Source organism: Streptomyces sp. 147326, from assembly GCF_045000215.1.
Taxonomy (GTDB): Bacteria; Actinomycetota; Actinomycetes; order Streptomycetales; family Streptomycetaceae; genus Streptomyces.
Map to the genome: position 1 here is coordinate 8722694 of NZ_CP134201.1, position 17548 is coordinate 8740241.

Sequence of the window (17548 nt, forward strand, 5' to 3'; positions counted from 1 at the left end):
CGAGACGGGGTGGGGGGCCTGACGGGGCGGGGGCGGGGGCGGGGCGGTGTGTGTGTGCCGGTGGGGGACGGGCCGGGCGGGGGCCGGGGTGCTCAGGCGGCGGCGGCCTTCAGCAGCTCGGCGCGGTCGGTGCGCTCCCAGGTGAAGTCCGGCAGTTCACGGCCGAAGTGGCCGTAGGCAGCGGTCTGCGCGTAGATCGGCCGCAGCAGATCGAGGTCGCGGATGATCGCGGCCGGACGCAGGTCGAAGACCTCCCCGATGGCCCGCTCGATACGGCCGGTGGGCACCGTGTGGGTACCGAAGGTCTCCACGAACAGACCCACCGGCTCGGCCTTGCCGATCGCGTACGCGACCTGGACCTCGCAGCGCGAGGCGAGACCGGCGGCGACGACGTTCTTGGCGACCCAGCGCATCGCGTACGCGGCGGAGCGGTCGACCTTGGAGGGGTCCTTGCCGGAGAACGCGCCGCCGCCGTGGCGGGCCATCCCCCCGTACGTGTCGATGATGATCTTGCGGCCGGTCAGGCCGGCGTCGCCCATCGGGCCGCCGATCTCGAAACGGCCGGTCGGGTTGACCAGCAGCCGGTAGCCCTCGGTCTCCAGCTTGATGCCGTCCTCGGCGAGCCGGCGCAGCGTGTGCTCGACGACCGATTCGCGGATGTCCGGGGCCAGCAGGGCCTCCAGGTCGATGTCGCAGGCGTGCTGGGTCGAGACGACGACGGTGTCCAGGCGCACGGCCCTGTCACCGTCGTACTCGATGGTGACCTGCGTCTTGCCGTCGGGCCGCAGGTAGGGGATCGTCCCGTTCTTGCGGACCTCGGACAGCCGGCGCGAGAGCCGGTGCGCGAGGTGGATCGGGAGCGGCATGAGCTCGGGGGTCTCGTCGCAGGCGTAGCCGAACATCAGGCCCTGGTCGCCGGCGCCCTGCCGGTCCAGCTCGTCCTCATCACCCTCCACCCGGCTCTCGTAGGCGGTGTCGACACCCTGCGCGATGTCCGGGGACTGGGCGCCGATGGACACCGACACACCGCAGGAGGCGCCGTCGAAGCCCTTCTGCGAGGAGTCGTAGCCGATCTCCAGGATCTTGGCCCGCACCAGCTGCGCGATGGGGGCGTAGGCCTGCGTGGTGACCTCGCCGGCTATGTGCACCAGGCCGGTGGTGATGAGGGTCTCCACCGCCACCCGGGAGGCGGGGTCCTCGGCGAGGAGCGCGTCGAGGATCGTGTCGCTGATCTGGTCGGCGATCTTGTCGGGGTGTCCCTCGGTCACGGACTCCGAGGTGAACAGACGGCGGGACATCTCACTCCAGGTGGTGTGGGGACGGGTGGTCGGATCGGGCAGGGGTCAGGCGTGGGGGACACGGCCGGACACGGTTCTGTTGCCGAGGATCCTGCCGCCCGCTCCTCGGCCCGTCCTTGAGGGCGCGTCGAGCGGAGTTGGCCGGTTCCCCCACCTCCGCTCGATGCGGCGCCCCCCCGGCGGGCGCCGCTACCGGATACGGAAATTGGCCATCATGCCCATCGCCGAGTGGTCCAGCAGGTGGCAGTGGTAGACGTACGTCCCCTTGAACGTGTCGAAGGTGGCGTGCAGCTTGACCGTCTCGCCGGGGAACAGCCGGACCGTGTCCTTCAGCCCCGCCTCGCCCGGCGCCACCGGCGCCCCGTTGCGCTCCAGCACCCGGAACTGGACCAGGTGCATGTGAAAGTTGTGCGGGACGATCTTGTTGGCGTTGGTGACCGTCCAGATCTCCGAACTGCCGTGGGCGATGGTCTGGTCGATGCGCTGGTAGTCCCACACCTGCCCGTCCATGAACCCCTGCGGCTCCTGACGGCCGTCCTCGTCCATGCTGAGGACGATGTTGCGCTCGACCGTGGCCTTCGCCATGGCCGGCAGGGTGCGCAGCGTGCCGGGCACACGGCTCGCGTCGGACGCCGTCCGTGCGACGTCGAAGCGCAGCACCTTGCCCACCTGGTCGGGGCTCCCGGGCCCCAGGGTGTTCTCCAGGACGATCTTCGTGCCGACCCGGTAGCGCGAGAAGTCGATGACCACATCCGCCCGCTCCGCCGGGGACAGCCCGATGGTGTCCGTCGGGAAGGGGCGCTCCAGCAGGCCGCCGTCCGTACCGATCTGGATCATCTGGCCGCCGTCCGACAGACGCAGCTGGAAGAAACGCATGTTGGAGGAGTTCAGCAGCCGGAAACGGTACTTGCGGGCCGCCACCTCGAAGTACGGGCTCGGGCGGCCGTTGGCGAGGATGGTGGTCCTCCCGAAGACGTCGTCCATCTGGTAGACCAGCTGCCCGGCCTCGTCGAAACGGGCGTCGCGCAGCGCGATCGGCACCTCGTACTGACCCGACGGCAGCGGCAGCGACCGCTCGGTGTCGTCCGAGAGCAGATACGTCGCCGACAGGCCGCGGAAGACGTGCTCGGACTCCATGTGGTGCGCGTGGTCGTGGAACCACAGGCCGGCGCCCGGCTGCTGGTTCGGATAGGTGTAGGTGCGCGAGGTGTTCGGCGCGAAGGTGTCCATCGGGCCGCCGTCGTTCTCCGGTGAGACGCTGCCGCCGTGCAGGTGGACCGAGACCGGCATGGTGAGGGCGTTGCGGTGCCGGATCACCACCTTCCGCCCGCTGCGGGCCCGCAGCACCGGCCCCGGGAACTGGCCGTCGTAGGTCAGCACCTTCGTCTGCACACCGGGGATGATCTCCCGCGCCACTTCCTTGACGGTGACGGCATAGCTGTCCTGGCCGCCCAGCGTCGATATCGGCTGCAGCACCGGCAGCACCGGCATCCGCACGGTGAACGGCGGCGGGACGGTGACCGGCCTGCCCGCGCCGGCGCCGGAGGCCTCGGCGGTGCGCGCACTGAGCAGCGGCGTCAGGCCACCGGTGGTGAGCAGGCCGGCGCCGGTCGCGGCGACGGCACCGCCGAGCAAGCTGCGTCTGGTGACCATGGGGTTTTCCTCCTGGGAAGGGTGCGTGCGGGCGGACGCCTGAGAACGGCACCGGGGCGCGCCGGGGACGGTCGGGTGCGAGCGGCACCGGGCGCGCCGGGGACGGCCGGGCTGCCGGTGCCTGCGGGCAGCCGGCGGGGCAGTACCCCGCGTGGCTGTCGCGCCGCGAGTGCACCAGATACGGCTTGCGCATCACTGGAGCCCAGATGGTGTGCGGGCGTCAGGCGTTGCGCAGCCCTTGCGGGGCCTTCGTAACCCTCCTCTTGCGTACGTACGACCGCGTACGCCCGACTCGTGCCGCCGGACCGGGCGGCCGCTGGGGGAGGCACCCGTGGACCTGCACGACCTGCACGACTTACGCGACTGGCTGCCGCGCGCGCTCACGGTGGCGGAGCGGTGGGGAGGGCAGTTCGGCCCCTACGAGAGTCACGACGCGCACCGCGTCCACCCCGACGCCTTCACCGAGGCCTTCGACCGCCTCGCCAAGCGGATGGACCACAACTATCCGTTCTTCCACCCGCGTTACGCCGGACAGATGGTCAAACCGCCGCACCCCGCGGCCGTCACCGGCTACCTCACCGCCATGCTCTTCAACCCCAACAACCATGCCGCCGAGGGCGGACCCGCCACCACCGAGATGGAACGGGAGGCGGTCGCCGGCCTCGCCGCCATGTTCGGGCTCGACGCACACACAGGACACCTCACCACCAGCGGCACCATGGCCAACCTGGAGGCCCTCTACGTCGCCCGCCAGCTCCACCCCGGCCGCGGCATCGCCTACAGCGGCGAATGCCACTACACCCACGAGCGGATGTGCCACGTCCTGGGCATGCAGGGCCACCGCATCCCCACCGACGCACACGGCCGCATCGACCTGCAGGCCCTGGAGGCCGCCCTGCGCACCGGGCACATCGGCACCGTCGTCGTCACCACCGGAACCACCGGCCTCGGAGCGGTCGACCCGGTCCACGAAGTCCTCCCGCTGGCCCGCCGCTACGGGGCACGCGTGCACGTCGACGCGGCCTACGGCGGCTTCTACGCCATCCTGGGCCGGGCCGGCACCGGCGACATCGACCCGGCGCCCTGGCAGGCGATCGCCGCATGCGACTCCGTGGTCGTGGACCCGCACAAGCAGGGCCTGCAGCCCTACGGCTGCGGCGCCGTCCTCTTCCCCGACCCGCGGGCCGGCCGGCACTTCGCCCACGACTCGCCGTACACCTACTTCACCGACGCGGACCTCCACCTGGGCGAGATCAGCCTGGAATGCTCACGGGCGGGCGCGGCCGCCGCCGCCCTGTGGCTGACCCTGCAACTGCTGCCGCTCACACCGGACGGCTTCGGACGCATCCTCACCGCGAACCGCCGGGCCGCACTGCGCTGGGCCGACCTGCTGACCGCCTCCGGGGAACTGGAGCTCTACCAGCGCCCGGACCTCGACATCGTCACCTACTTCCCCGCCTGCGCCCGCCCGTCCCTGTCCACCATCGACGCGGCCTGCGACCGGCTGCTGCGCGAGGGCATGACGGCGGAGGCGGACCCCGTGTTCCTGAGCGTGCTGCGCGCGGACGCCGACGCCTTCCTGCGCCGCCACCCCCACGTGCAGCGGGACGCGGACGCGTCCCGGGTGATCCGCAGCGTCCTGATCAAACCGGAGTCCGAGCACTACCTGCCGACCCTGCACGCCCGCGTGGAGGAACTGGCCGCACACACCCGCACGGCCCCCTGACCGCCAACAGCCCCACCCCCCAACCCCCTTCCGCCTCCCTCTCCCGTCCCGTCCGTCCCGGCCCTCGTCCCCCTTTTCTCGTCCTTCCCACCGGAGGTCCTCGCCTTGTCCCCGAACGCGCCCGGCCCGACCGCCTTGCCCCGGCCCAACCCGCCGTCCGCAACCCACCTGTCCGCCCTGCTCGCCGCCGCCTTCCACGACGACGCGCTGACCCGCTGGATGATCCCCGACGAGCAGCTGCGCACCGAGCTGCTCCCCGGCTTCTTCCAGGTCTTCGTCGAACTCTCCGCCGCCCACGACGGGATCCTCACCACGCCCGACGGCGACGCGGTGCTGCTGTTCCTGCCGCCCGGTGCCGAGGCGGACGAGGCGGCGCTGGACGCCGCCTTCGCCCAGGCGCTGGGCGAGCACACCCACGCGCTGCGCACCATCGCCCGCCTCCAGGCCGAACGCCACCCGCACACCCCGCACTACTACGCCTCCTTCGGCGCCGTCCGCCCCGGCCGCCAGCAGGCCGGCCTGATGTCCCGCCTCCTCGCCCAGATCACCGCCCGCGCCGACGCCGACGGCGTCGGCGCCTACACCGAGGCCAGCTCACCGGGCGGCGAAGCCGCAACCCGCCGCGCCGGCTTCGGCCGCCTGGGCACCGACATCGCCCTGCCCGGCGGCGGCCCCGTACTGCGACCGATGTGGAGGAACCCCCGATGAGGGGAGACGACCTGATCCAGTCCTGGACCACCGGCCAGGTCGCCCGCGGCGAGGTACCGCCCCAATCCATCGGACCGCTGCTCCAAGTCCTCACGTGGAGCCGGGACTTCCTCGTCTCCAGCCACCCCGAGCTGGGCCGCACCGGACCGGTCTGCCCCTACACCCAGCCCTCGCTGCGCAAGGACCTGTTCCACCTGGCCCTGCCGTCCGCCGGATGCGAGGACCTGGCCATGGCCGTCGACTCGCTGCGCACCCGCCACGCGGCCCTCTCCGAGCCCTTGTCGCCTGAAGACCGCGAACTCCTCACCATCCTGCTGGTCCTGCCCGGCTTCGATGCGACGGACTCGGTGGAGCTGGACGAACTCCAGCGCAAGGCGAAGGACGAGTTCGTCGCGGAGGGGCTGATGATCGGGCAGTTCCACCCGGTCTGCGAGGAACCGGGCCTCTACAACGAGGCCTTCCGCCCGCTGCGCGCCCCGCTGCCGCTGCTGGCGGTCCGCAAGCTCCTGGTCTTCGACCTCCCCTTCCTGGTGAGCGACGACTCCCACCTGGACCACTACCTGCAGCGGTTCGCGCCGGCGCTCCCGGCCCGGATCCGCGACCAGCTGGTGAGCCGGGTGGTGGCCGCCTGACCGCCTGGCCCACGTGATGACCGTCCGGCCGCGCCCCTGCGAAAAGGGGGCGCGGCCGGACGGCGTACGGGACCATGCACGAGGCCGCGGGGGCCGCACGGGCCGCGGGGCGGCGGGGCGGCGGGGGCGGTGGCGGCGGTGGCGGCGGTGGGGGCGGCGGGGCGGCGGGGGTCAGGTCCGCAGGCAGTCCTCCAGGAAGGCCAGGACGCGCAGGTGGTAGGCGGTGGCCGCGTGGCCGAGGCTGATGTTGTGGCCCGCCGCGGACAGGTGTTCCACGCTCACCCGGGGGGCGGCGGTCAGGAGGGATGACATCGAGGCGAGGGTGGAATGGTCCAGGTCCCACCAGGCCTCGTGCTCCGCGAAGGTGAGGCGGACGGGGACACGGACGCGGGGGGCCAGCTCCTCGTACTGGCCCGGCCAGCGGACGGTCTCGGCGCACTCGCGCGCCGGGGTGGGGGCCAGCAGCGTGCGGCTGGCCTGGAAGGTGCCGCGCGGGTAGAGGTTCAGGGGGCCCCAGTTGAGTTTGGAGGCGCCGCCGCCGAGGGTGGAGGGGAAGTGCAGGGCCTGCGGGTCGTAGCGGTAGCCGACGCCGGAGGCGTCCAGGCCCAGGAGGGGGACGGCGCCGTCGGTGGCCGCCGTGTGGAGGGCCACCTTGCCGCCGTCGGAGTGGCCCAGGAGGAAGACGCCGGCGCCGATGGTGTGCGCGGCCGCGTGTTCCTTGAGGGCCGCGTGGAGGGTTTCGGCCTGGCCGGCCAGGCTCTGGCCTTCGGCCAGCAGGTCCGCCGAGTCGCCGTAGCCCGGCCGGTCCAGGGCCAGGACCGCGTGGCCCAGGCCGGTGGCGAGGGGGATGAGGGAGTTCCAGTACGCCGCCCGCATGCCCCGGCCGTGGATGGCCAGGATCGTGGAGCGGACCTGGCGGCCCGCGGGCAGTGCCAGGAGCCCCGACAGGGGGATGCCCGCGGCGTTCAGCGTGCAGGGGCGTGCGCCGCCCGTCAGCAAGTTCATCGCAGGGCCAGTCCCTTCCGGGCACCCGCCATCGCGTCCACCCACTCGACGGGGGATCCCGTGCGCAGCAGCGAGGTGCCCACCAGCAGCCCGCCGAAGCCGGCGTCCAGGAGACGGGCGGCGCTCGCCGGCCCGTCGATGCCGCTCGCGCTCACCGGGCAGGCCACGCCTGCCGCGCGCAGCGCCGGGAGCAGGCCGAGGGAGCGGCCCAGGTCGCCGGCGCCCCGCTCGCGGGTCTTGATGTCCTTGTTGTTGACCGCGATCACACACTCCTGGGGATGGTGGACCGTTTCGAGTTCGGCTTCCGTGGTGATTTCCACGAACGGGGTGAGCCCGGCCAGCAGGCACTCCGTCACCAGGGTCCGCATGCCCGACGCCGGGAGGAGCGCCGCCGTCAGCAGCACCGCCGAGGCGCCGAACTCCTTCGCCGTGCGGATCTGGTCCTTCCTGGTGATGAAGTCCTTCTGCAGGAGCGGAAGGCCGGTCAGGGCGGCCACGTCCCGCAGCAGCGCGGGCGAGCCGCCGAACCAGCGGCCCGTCACCACCGAGATGCACGGGGCGCCCGCCGTTTCGTACGCCCCCACGATCGCGGCGGGGGTCCGGCCGCCGAGCATGTCGTAGCCGTGGGCGTCGCGCCGTTTCACCTCCATCACCACGGGGGTGGGAGAGGCCAGGAGGGCCTCGAGAAAAGGGAAGCCGTTCCGGTTCTGCTTCGTCATCGCGAAAGCTCCAGTCGGGGATGGCCGGCGACGCCGGCGACGGCGGGGACGCCGGTGCCGGCGGTGCCGGTGGGGAGGGCGGTGTGGGGGGCGGGGGTGCGCCAGGCGCGGGCCAGGGCGGCGATCTCCGGGACGCCGAAGCGGCCCGTCGCCCTCTCGCGCGCCGCCGTGTCCACGTCGATGCCGCGGAATCCGCTATGGCGCACCACGTCCTCGTAGGCGGGGCGGCCTGCCGCGGTCAGACCGCCGGCCAGGAGGAAGGGACGGGTGAGCCGGGGCAGCAGAGCGGTGAGGCACCCCGGGTCGAGGGCGGCGCCGGTACTGCCGATCCGGCCGTCCCCGGTGGCCGTGTCCAGGAGGAACAGGTCGGTGCCGGCCCGTTCGTACGCACCGATCAGCGGGCGTTCCACACAGCCGCCCGCCTCGTCCACGTGGAGCACCTTGACGAGGCCGACCTCCGCGGGCAGTGCCTCGCGCAGCGCCCTCACGACGGCCGGCGGCTGGTAGGCGTGGAGCTGGACCCAGGCGACATGGGTGCGCCGCACGATCTGGGCCAGCTCGCCCGGGTCGGCCAGGAACGTCACCAGGACCGGCAGGAGCCCGGCCGGCCGGGCCGCCGCCACAAGGGCGGCGAGCCCGTCCAGGCCGAGTTCCGACGGGCCGCCGGGTACGCCGTGCCAGAGCCCGACGCAGTCCGCCCCGGCGGCCGCCGCCGCCTCGATGTCGCGGGGCCCGGTGGCCCCGCAGACCTTCAGCAGCGTCCGGGACAGCGGGCGCATGGTGCTCACTTGCCCAGTCCCAGCATCGAGGCGATGCGGTTGTACTGGATCTCGTTCGTCCCCGAGTAGATCGTGCCGCCCAGCGCGTTGCGCACGTCCTGCTCCAAGCCGAACTCCGACATGTAGCCGTGGCCGCCGAAGATCTGCACGGCGGTGATGCTGGTGGCCAGGTTGCTCTCGCTGGTGACGAGTTTGGCGATGGCCAGGTCCACGGTGACGTTCTCGCCCGCCTCCAGCTTCTCCCCGGTGTCGTAGAGCCACTTGCGGGCGGTCTCCAGCTGGATCTTCGTGTCGACGATCTTGTTGGCGATCGTCTGGTACGAACCGATCGCCTTCCCGAAGGACTTGCGCGTCTTCGCGTAGTCGACACACCGCTCCAGCCGGTGCTGCATCTCGCCCACGTTGACGATGAAGGAGAAGAGGATCTCCCGTTTCATCACGTGGTCCAGGACGAGGAACCCGCCTCCGACCCTGCCCAGCACCGCGCTCCTGGGCACCCGTACATCGTCGAAGAACAGCTCGCTCAGCGGAGAGGTCCGCAACCCCATCTTCTTGACGGGCTTGCCGGCGCTCACCCCCGGGGTGTCGCGGTCCACCAGGAACGCGGTGGTCCCCAGCGGGCCGCCGTCCGGATGGGTGCGGGCGTAGACCACGATCACGTCCGCGACCGGCCCGTTGCTGACGAAGGCCTTGCTGCCGTTGATGACGAAGTCGTCCCCGTCACGCACGGCCCGGGTGGTCATCGCCATGGCGTCCGAGCCGCCCTCGGCCTCGGTGATGGCGTGGGCGCCGATCGCCTCCCCGGAGCAGATCCGGGGCAGGTAGCGCTCCTTCTGCTCCACGGTGCCGAACTGCTGGATCGGGATCCCGGTGGAGCAGATGGACGTGGTGACCGAGAAGCTCAGGCCCGAGTCACGGTTGAACTCGCCGAGGCCTTCCAGCACGTACATGGTGGTCAGTAGCGACTGCCCGAGACCTCCGTGGTCCTCGTCGAAGGGCAGTGACAGAATCCCGGTCTTCTGCACGAGCTTCCACTTGTCCTGCGAGAAGGCGGACTGCTCGTCGAGTTCGATGTGGTCTGCGCTGAGTGCGTCTCCCCACCGCTCCAGGCCTTCGCGCAGATCTGCCTGGTCGGCGTTCCAACGGATCACGAGGGACCCCTTTTTGATTCGGCTGACGGTTCGGAGGAGCGGTGCGCGCGCTGCGCGCCTCAGTAGGCGGAGGAGCTGTGGGCGTCGAGGCTGTGGGCCTCGTCGCCGCGCAGGGCCGGCGAGAACACGCAGACCAGACGCAGGTCCTCGTGCGGGCTGGCGACGAGGAAGTGGGCGTCGTGCTGGTCCAGGGCGTACATCCGGCCCGGGACGATCTCGTGCGAGGTGCCGTCGAGCTCGATGACCTCGCCGGAGCCCTCGATGCAGTAGCAGGCTTCCAGGTGGTTGACGTACTCCAGGCGGGACTTGGTGCCGGCGAGGACGGTGGTGTCGGTGAGCGAGTAGCCCAGGCCGTCCTCGGCGAGGAGGAAGCGGCGGCTGAGGCCGTTGCCCCACTCGACGGTCTTCACGGACTCGATGTCGCGAACGATCATGGCAGTCTCCTGGTGTGAGGTGGTGCACGGATGGTGCTGGTGAGGGGTGGAGCCCGCTTCCGCTGGTAGGGAAGGTCAGTGCGGCACTTCGGGCAGGACCGAGCGGACGAACTCGCGGAAGGCGCCGGTCACATCCCGGCCGCCCTCCTGCGCCCGCTCCACGGCGGCCACCGCGGCCGAGCCGATGATCGCGGCGTCGGCACCGGCGGCCCCGACGGCTTCCACGTCCTGCCGTGTGCTGACCCCGAAGCCGACGGCTATCGGGGACGTCGTGTGCGCCCGCAGGCCGGTGACGGTCTGCGCCAGCGCGGCATGGCCGGCGGCCGGTGCGGTCCCGCTGCGTCCGTAGTGGGCGACGAGATACAGGTAGGCGGAGGCACAGGCGGCGGCCTGCGCCCGGGTGCCGGCCGGGCTGCTGGCGTAGCAGGTGGTGACGACCGGCAGCCCGGCCGCCCGCGCCGATTCCAGGTGCGCCTCGCGCAGCCGCGGGGGCAGCGCGTGGACGAGGAGTCCGTCCGCGCCCGCCGAGGCGATCTCGCGGGTGACGGCCGCGAGGTCACGGTGCTTGAGGGAGTGGCTCCAGTCGGCGAGCAGGGCGATCCGCAGGTGCGCCAGGTGCGGCCGTACGCCGGCGATGAAGGCGAGTACGTCGTCCAGGCCGGCGCCGCCGCCCTCCAGCGCCCTGCGCGCGGAGCGCCGCACCAGGGGGCCGTCGGTGACCGAGTCGGGGAACGGGACGGCCAGTTCCAGACAGTCCACGCCCTCCTCGTCGAGCATCAGGACCAGGTCCCGCAGCAGGGGCAGCGGCGGGTCGCCCGCGTTGAGGAACAGGGCCAGCCCGGGGGTACCGCCGGGCCGCCGGGTCGCAAAGAACGGTGCGGGGCCGCCGGCCGGCGACGCCTGGGCACAACGGACCGCCGGGGTCGGGGCCGCTCCGGTCCCCGCCCGCTCCGCGGCCGGCGCCGCCGGTGCCGGGCCCTTGGTTTCGGCCGTGGCCGGGGTGTGCCCGGTCAGCGCCGCAGGCCTAGGCACGGGCCACCGCCGGTGTGCGCAGGGCCGGCGCCGCGAGGCGCCGTGCGAGGCCGTGGGCCTCGCCGGAGCGGACCGCGCCCTCGGCGAGGGCGACCGCGGAGGGCCAGTCCCGGCGGACGCCGGAGGCCACCACCAGGGCGGCCGCGCCCAGGCAGACCGTGTGGGTGGCCACCCGGCCGGCCGTGCCGGCCAGGACGGACAGGAAGTGACCTGCGGCCGCGCCGGCGTCGGGAGCCGGCCGCAGGTCCGCGAAGGAGCCGTCGCCCGGGGTGAGTTCGCCCGGCCGGATGACCCGGGCCGGCGAGTGTTCCCCGTGGACGGTGTTGGTGGCGAAGGGCAGCAGCTCGTCCGCGCCGGTGTCGTTCGCGGTCAGCCAGATCCGGCGGGCCGTCGTGGTCGCGGCGAGCCGGCGCAGGGTGTCCAGGGGGGCGGCCGCCGAAACCCCGGTGACCTGGGCGGTCACGGGCAGGTCGGCGAGGAAGGGGCCCAGCGCGTTCAGGAACCGCCCGAAGGGCTTCATCGGGTACGGGGCCACCGTCCGCGCCAGCCGGGTCAGCTGCGCCGGGTAGACGAAGGGTCCGGCGAAGGCGATCCCGTGGGCGGCGAGGGTGTCCTCGGTCTGGGCGTAGGAGGAGGTGAGACGGACACCGAGCCGTTCCAGCAGGTCGACGGAGCCCAGCGAGCTGGTGTAGGCCCTGGACCCGGTCTTGACGACCTTGACCCCCGCGGCCGCGGCGACGAAGGCGGAGGCGGTGGAGATGTTGAAGGTCCTGGGCCCGCCGCCGGTGCCGACGACGTTGACGGTGCCCTCCCAGGAGGTGCCCGCCGCCGCGGCCGGCCGGCGCTCGGCGAGCGAGTCCAGCAGGTGGCGCAGGGTCTGGTGGTCCGGGAGCCGGCTGGTCAGGGAGGCCAGCAGGGCGACGACCTCGGGCTTGTCCAGCCGGCCCTCGCCGAGCTGGTCCCACCAGGACCGCCAGGTCTCCCGGCCGACCGGGGCCCGCTGCTCCAGCAGGCCGGTGAGTGCGTCGTGCACGGTCGCTCTCCGTCTCGTCTGTCGTCGGGGTGGTGGTGGGTGGTTCTAGGCGGCCGCCGTGCGGCGGGCCTCCGCGATGAAGGTGTCGATCGCCTCGACGCTGCGGAAGTTGTTGGGGTCCAGGTCGGCGTCGCCGATGGCGAGCTCGAAGCGGTCCTCGACCCAGGCGATCAGCTTGAGGACGCCCAGGCTGTCGATGACCCCGTCGTTGAGCAGGTCGTGGTCGGCGGCGAGTTCGGCGGCCGCGGTGCCCGGGAGGAACTCGGTGATGACGAAGTTCTTGATGGTGTCGATGTTGCTCATGACGGGATTCCTTCGGCGAGAGGTGTGGCGACGGGTGTCGTGGCAGGTGCGGGTGTGGCTGTGGCTGTGGGGGAGTGGGGCCGGTCGAGCCGGTCGAGTGCCTTGCGGTCGACCTTTCCGGTGGCGGTCTTGGGCAGCGGGGTGTCGGTCACGGTGAGCTGGTGGGGGACCGCGGCCCTGGGCAGGTGCCGGGCGCAGTGCGTGCGCAGTTGCAGGCCGGTCAGGGTGGCGCCGGGGGCGCGGTGGACGGCGGCGACGAGCCTCTTGCCGGCGATCGGATCGGGCAGGGCCGCGACGCCCGCCTCCAGCACGGCGGGGTGTTCCTGCAGGACCCGTTCGATCTCGGCCGTGTTGACGGCGACTCCGCGGACCTTGACCTGGAAGTCGGTGCGTCCGGTCAGGTGCAGAAGGCCGGCCGCGTCGCGCCGTACGAGGTCGCCGGTGCGGAACCAGCGCCTCTCGTCCAGGCCCAGCGGATGGGCGGTGAACTTGTCGGCGTGCCGGGTCCGGTCGAGGTAGCCGCGGGTCTGGAAGGGCGTGGAGACGAACAGCTCTCCGCTGCCGGGCCCTTCGACGAGCGCCCGGGTGCCGGGGTCCAGGATCAGGGCCGCCACGCCCGGCAGCGGGCGGCCGATGGGGACGGGCGGGAAGGCGGCGGCAGAGGTGTCGACCTCGTGGACGAAGCTGTCGTTGGTCTCCGTGCAGCCGTAGATGTTGTGGATGCGGGCCTTGGGGAAGAGGGCGGGCAGGGCGGCGAAGGTGCGGTCGGGGATGGCGTCGCCGGTGAACATGACGTGCTCGACGCCGGGGAAGGTGTCGCCGGTCTTGTCGGCCGCGTCCTGGAGGAGTCCGAAGGCCATCGGGACGGCCTGCACGACGTGGACGTCGTGGCGCAGGACCAGGTCGCGCAGGTGGCGTCCGTGGGCGGCCAGCGCCGGGTCGACCAGGATCACGCGCCCGCCGCGGGCGAGGGTCGTCCACACGTCGAGGAGGCAGAGGTCGAAGTTGAGGGGGGCGTAGTTGAGGACGGTGCGGCCGGGCCCGATCCGGAAGGCGTTGCCGGCCCAGCGGGTGAAGCGGTCCACGGCGTCCAGGCCCAGCGGGACGATCTTGGGCAGGCTGGTGGAGCCGGAGGTGGTGAGCATGAGGGCCACCTCCGCGGCCTCCCCGGCCGGCAGCGGCTGGGCCGCCACGTCCGGGTTGGGCGCCACCCTGGCCGGCAGGCCGCCGGGGGCCAGCACACGGGCACAGCCGGCCTGGGCGAACAGATCGGCCAGGAGGGTGTCGGCGAGGGCCGGGGACGGCAGCAGCAGCGGCCGGCGGGCCAGCAGACAGCCCAGGACGAGGGCCACGGCGGCGGGGGACTTGTCGGCGAGGACACCGACCGGAACGCCGGGGGCCAGCTCCAGGAGCGCGAGGCGGTCGCGTTCACGGCCGGCGAGCTCGTACAGCTCGCGGTAGCTGGTCTCCTCGCCATTGAAGACGAGGGCGGTGGCGCGGGGGCGGTCACGGACCTGGGTCAGGAACCCTCCCAGGAGCCCGAGTTCGACAGCCGCAGCGGTCGCGGTGGCCGGCGGGGCGGGGGTCGTCATCGCTGCTCCTCTCCTTCCTGCGGCGCCGGCCGGGCGAGCTCGATCCAGCCCGACTTCACGGCCGCGCCCCGGGGCGTCTTGCAGGTGAAGCGGACGACGCGCGCCTCGGCATCGGGCTGCAGGAGGATCTCCAGCCCGATACCGGGGGGCACCGGGGCCGAGAAGCGGCAGCCCAGGCCGCGCACCCGGGCGGCGTCGCCGTCCGCGAAGCGGTCCACGGCCTCCTCCACGGCGAGGGCGACCACGCTCATGCCGTGCGCGATGACGGTGTCGAAACCGGCCCCGCGGGCCGCGTCCGCGTCGAGGTGGATGGGGTTGAGGTCGCCGGACGCATGGGCGTAGGCGGTGATCCAGTCGGTGGTCAGCGCGTGCACGACGCTCTGCGGCTCTCCCGCCCCGGCCGGGGCGGGGGCGGCCGGACCGCCGCCGATGTCACCGAAGGGCTCCAGCAGCGTCGCACCCACCAGCAGGGCGGAGATCGTCAGTTCCGCGAACGGCTCGGGGCCGTCCTCGCCGGCGAGGTGGACCCGCAGCGCGATGCGGGCGCCGCGCGGCTCCTTGCGGATGCCGGCCACCTGAAGGCGTACGGTCACCTGCTCGCCCGGCCGCACCGGCCGCACGGTGCGGATGTCCTGGCCGAGGTGGACCACCGAGACCGGGCCGGGCTCGGCGGCGGTCAGCGCGGCGACGGTCTGCTCGGCCACCGCGTGGGCCAGGACGAAGGTGTGCACGGGCGAGGCCTGGCCGGGCCGGGCGGTGGGCAGCCCCCGCCGGGCGGCGCCGCGGTAGTCGGTGATCTCGCCTTCGGTGACGGTGAGCGTACGGACGGGGGAGGGCAGGGACAGCAGCGTCATACCGGCGTCACCACCACGGAGGAGTTGTGGCCGCCGAACCCGAAGGAGTTCGTGATGGCGGGTCCCGGCCGCACGGCACGGGGTGTGCCGTGCACGACGTCGATGTCCATTCCTGGCTCCAGCTGTTCGTGGTTGGCGGTGGGCGGTACCTCGCAGTGCCGCATGGCCTGCACGGTCGCGATGAGTTCCACGGCTCCGGCGGCGCCGATCAGGTGCCCGATGACCGACTTGGGTGCGGTGACGGGCGGCTGGGCGGTGCCGAACACCTTGGTGAGGGCGGCGGCCTCGGACCGGTCGTTGTGCGGGGTCGAGGTGCCGTGGGCGTTGACGTGGACGATGTCGCACGGGTCGAGGCCGGCGTCGGCGATGGCGCCGGCCATCGCGGCCGCCGCCCCCGCGCCGTCGGGCAGCGGCATCGCGAGGTGGTGGGCGTCGGCGGTGGCGGCGTACCCGGCGACCAGGCCGTACGTCCTGGCCCCGCGCGCCCGCGCGTCCTGCAGCCGTTCCAGGACGACGAACCCCGCGCCCTCACCCATCACGAACCCGTCGCGGTCCTTGTCGAAGGGGCGCGAGGCGTGTTCCGGGTCCTCGTTGCGCAACGAGACCGCGTTGAGGTTGCCGAACCCGGCCAGGGTGACCGGGGTGAGGGTGTGCTCCGCACCGCCGGCGATGACGAGATCGGCGCGGCCGGTCTGCAGCAGCATCAGGGCGTGCCCGATCGCGTCGGCGCCGCTGGCACAGGTGTTGGCGACGGTGAGGGCGGGCCCGCTCCAGCCGAGCCGGATGGCGATGTGCGCGGCGGCCGCATTGGGCATGGTCATCAGCGGCATCAGCGGATTGACCCGGACCGGGCCGCCCTCGGTGTAGTGGGCGGACTCCAGGTCGCTGGTGGCCCGGCCGCCCACCGCGTTGCCCACGACGATCGCGGTGCGCCCGGCCTCGGCGGTGGGAGATCCCGCATCGCGGTGCGCGGCGAGCGCCGCGGCCGTCCCGTAGTGCGCGAAGGGGTCCATCCGGCGGGCCTCCTTGGCCGGGACGAGCCCGGCCAGGCCCTCCAGACCGCGGACACGGCAGCCGATCCGTACCCGGTGGCGGCTGAGGTCGAAGTGGGTGAGCTCGGCGGCGGTGGACCGGCCGGCCCACAGCGTGTCCCACAGCTCGTCCGGGGTGCACCCGCCGGGGGTGACCACACCCATGCCGGTGATGGCGACGGGCGCAAGCGCCGAACTGCCCCTGGACGGTCCAGGCATGTCTGCTCCCTAAGGCGTAAGAGCGGTCGTCGTGAAGAGAGGGGGTCAGATGATGCGGCACTCGCGCGCCGACTTGATGAAGGCCTCGGCGGCGAAGTCGATGTCGGCCTTGGTGTGCGCCGCGGTGACGGCGATCCGCAGCCGGGCCAGGTCGTTGGGGACGGCCGGGGTGACCACCGGGAGACCGATGACACCGTTCTTGCGGCACACCGTGGCGTAGTCGTAGGCGGCGATGTCGGATCCGGCGATGACCGGGACGACGGCGGTCTCACTGTCGACGGTGCTCATGCCGGCCTCGTGCAGGATGGAGCGGAACCGCGCGGACTCGCCCTGGATGAACTCCACCCGCTCCGGCTCGCGCTGCAGGATCCGCAGGGACTCCAGCGCCGCCGCACTCTGCGCGGGCCCCAGCGCGGCGGAGAAGAGGAACGGGCGGGCCGCGTACTTGAGGTGGTGGATCAGCTCCGCGGAACCGGCGACCCAGCCGCCCATGGAGGGGATGGCCTTGGAGAGGGTGCCGAGCTTGACGTCGACCTTCACCTCGTAGTCGAAGTGCTCCTCGATGCCCTTGCCGGTCGCGCCGATGACACCGAGCGCGTGGGCCTCGTCGACCATCAGCAGCGCGTTGTGCGCGTCGCACACCTTGCGCAGCTCGACCAGGGGGGCGATGTCCCCGTCCATCGAGTAGACGCTGTCGACGATGACCAGGCGGACACCGGCATCGGGGGCGGCGGCCAGCCGGCGCTCCAGGTGGGCGACGTCGTTGTGGCGGAAACGGGTCACCGTGGCACCGGAGAGCTTGCAGCCGTCGACGATGCTCGCGTGGTCGTACTTGTCGATGAACACCGTGTCGCCCGGACCGACGAGGGCACCGACCGTGCCGACGTTCGCCGCATAGCCCGAACCGAACACCAGGGCCTGCTCACGGCCCGCGAACTTGGCGACCTCGGCCTCCAGTTCCTCGTGCAGCGGCGTCGATCCCGCCAGCGCCCGCACCCCGTGGTTGCCGGTGCCGTAACGGTCGACGGCCGCCTTCGCCGCCGAGACGACCCGCTCGTCGCCGGCCAGACCCAGGTAGCTGTAGCCCGACATCATCAGCAGACGCCGCCCGTCCTGGTCCGCGTACGCCGAATCCCGCTCGACGGTGTAGGCGACGAAGCTGTTCTTGCGGTTGGGCTCGTACTCCAGCGACCGGACCCGGTCGCGGAAGTAGGCCAGCTTCGGCTCGAGCCGGCTCCAGGCGGCGGATGCGTTCACGTGCTTCTCCTCGTCGCGATCGTCCGGCGGACCCGGAACTCCATCGGCGCTCTGCCGTACTTCCGGCGGGGCTCTAGTGGAATTCCATTAAGACTCGGGGGGCGCAATAGCGGCGCAAGAGG

At 72.7% G+C, this 17548-nt stretch carries 17 protein-coding genes; 3 read left to right on the forward strand and 14 right to left on the reverse strand.

Annotated features, from left to right (window positions below):
• Window positions 1-92: 92 nt before the first annotated feature.
• Together metK and RIU97_RS40540 are read right to left on the reverse strand one after the other, a co-directional pair.
• A complete protein-coding gene (gene metK, locus RIU97_RS40535; protein ID WP_404962507.1) occupies window positions 93-1298 on the reverse strand; it encodes a methionine adenosyltransferase in 1206 nt (401 codons plus the stop codon).
• 189 nt (window positions 1299-1487) lie between these two features.
• Window positions 1488-2951: a multicopper oxidase family protein gene (locus tag RIU97_RS40540; RefSeq protein WP_404962508.1), complete on the reverse strand. Its 1464-nt coding sequence runs from the start codon at window positions 2949-2951 to the stop codon at window positions 1488-1490.
• Between the two features lie 331 nt (window positions 2952-3282).
• Between RIU97_RS40540 and RIU97_RS40545 the strand changes: the two genes are divergently transcribed.
• From RIU97_RS40545 to RIU97_RS40555, 3 genes are all read left to right on the forward strand, one after another.
• Window positions 3283-4677 (forward strand): pyridoxal phosphate-dependent decarboxylase family protein, encoded by a 1395-nt coding sequence (locus RIU97_RS40545; RefSeq protein ID WP_404962509.1) that lies wholly within the window; start codon window positions 3283-3285, stop codon window positions 4675-4677.
• Between the two features lie 105 nt (window positions 4678-4782).
• Entirely contained in the window at window positions 4783-5385 is a 603-nt protein-coding gene (locus tag RIU97_RS40550; RefSeq protein WP_404962510.1) for a hypothetical protein, read from the forward strand.
• Window positions 5382-6017: a DUF6875 domain-containing protein gene (locus tag RIU97_RS40555; RefSeq protein ID WP_404962511.1), complete on the forward strand. Its 636-nt coding sequence runs from the start codon at window positions 5382-5384 to the stop codon at window positions 6015-6017. The genes RIU97_RS40550 and RIU97_RS40555 overlap by 4 nt, the downstream gene beginning before the upstream one ends.
• A 171-nt stretch (window positions 6018-6188) precedes the next feature.
• Here RIU97_RS40555 and RIU97_RS40560 read toward each other — a convergent pair whose 3' ends face one another.
• The 12 genes from RIU97_RS40560 to RIU97_RS40615 form a co-directional block, all read right to left on the reverse strand.
• Complete coding sequence (locus tag RIU97_RS40560) at window positions 6189-7022, reverse strand: alpha/beta hydrolase (protein ID WP_404962512.1); 834 nt, start codon at window positions 7020-7022, stop codon at window positions 6189-6191.
• The gene (locus RIU97_RS40565; RefSeq protein ID WP_404962513.1) at window positions 7019-7741 is read right to left on the reverse strand and encodes an indole-3-glycerol-phosphate synthase; all 723 of its coding nucleotides are present in this window, start codon (window positions 7739-7741) and stop codon (window positions 7019-7021) included. Before RIU97_RS40565 ends, RIU97_RS40560 begins: the two co-directional genes overlap by 4 nt.
• Window positions 7738-8520 carry an N-(5'-phosphoribosyl)anthranilate isomerase gene (locus RIU97_RS40570; protein WP_404963108.1) on the reverse strand — a complete coding sequence of 261 codons (783 nt, stop codon included), beginning with the start codon at window positions 8518-8520 and terminating at the stop codon, window positions 7738-7740. The genes RIU97_RS40565 and RIU97_RS40570 overlap by 4 nt, the downstream gene beginning before the upstream one ends.
• Before the next feature lie 5 nt (window positions 8521-8525).
• Window positions 8526-9671, reverse strand: a complete 1146-nt coding sequence (locus tag RIU97_RS40575; protein WP_404962514.1) for an acyl-CoA dehydrogenase family protein — start codon at window positions 9669-9671, stop codon at window positions 8526-8528.
• A 59-nt stretch (window positions 9672-9730) separates the two neighbouring features.
• Window positions 9731-10105, reverse strand: a complete 375-nt coding sequence (locus RIU97_RS40580) for an ectoine synthase (protein ID WP_404962515.1) — start codon at window positions 10103-10105, stop codon at window positions 9731-9733.
• Window positions 10106-10180: 75 nt separating this feature from the next.
• The gene (gene trpA, locus RIU97_RS40585; protein WP_404962516.1) at window positions 10181-11137 is read right to left on the reverse strand and encodes a tryptophan synthase subunit alpha; all 957 of its coding nucleotides are present in this window, start codon (window positions 11135-11137) and stop codon (window positions 10181-10183) included.
• Window positions 11130-12170, reverse strand: coding sequence for a hypothetical protein (locus tag RIU97_RS40590; protein ID WP_404962517.1), 1041 nt, complete (start codon window positions 12168-12170; stop codon window positions 11130-11132). The genes trpA and RIU97_RS40590 overlap by 8 nt, the downstream gene beginning before the upstream one ends.
• A gap of 45 nt (window positions 12171-12215) precedes the next feature.
• Complete coding sequence (locus tag RIU97_RS40595) at window positions 12216-12473, reverse strand: phosphopantetheine-binding protein (protein WP_404962518.1); 258 nt, start codon at window positions 12471-12473, stop codon at window positions 12216-12218.
• Window positions 12470-14065 (reverse strand): AMP-binding protein, encoded by a 1596-nt coding sequence (locus RIU97_RS40600; RefSeq protein ID WP_404962519.1) that lies wholly within the window; start codon window positions 14063-14065, stop codon window positions 12470-12472. Before RIU97_RS40600 ends, RIU97_RS40595 begins: the two co-directional genes overlap by 4 nt.
• Window positions 14062-14919 carry a MaoC/PaaZ C-terminal domain-containing protein gene (locus RIU97_RS40605; RefSeq protein ID WP_404962520.1) on the reverse strand — a complete coding sequence of 286 codons (858 nt, stop codon included), beginning with the start codon at window positions 14917-14919 and terminating at the stop codon, window positions 14062-14064. Before RIU97_RS40605 ends, RIU97_RS40600 begins: the two co-directional genes overlap by 4 nt.
• A complete protein-coding gene (locus RIU97_RS40610) occupies window positions 14916-16169 on the reverse strand; it encodes a beta-ketoacyl-[acyl-carrier-protein] synthase family protein (protein ID WP_404962521.1) in 1254 nt (417 codons plus the stop codon). The genes RIU97_RS40605 and RIU97_RS40610 overlap by 4 nt, the downstream gene beginning before the upstream one ends.
• Before the next feature lie 45 nt (window positions 16170-16214).
• Window positions 16215-17426 (reverse strand): aminotransferase class I/II-fold pyridoxal phosphate-dependent enzyme, encoded by a 1212-nt coding sequence (locus tag RIU97_RS40615; protein WP_404962522.1) that lies wholly within the window; start codon window positions 17424-17426, stop codon window positions 16215-16217.
• Window positions 17427-17548 lie beyond the last annotated feature (122 nt).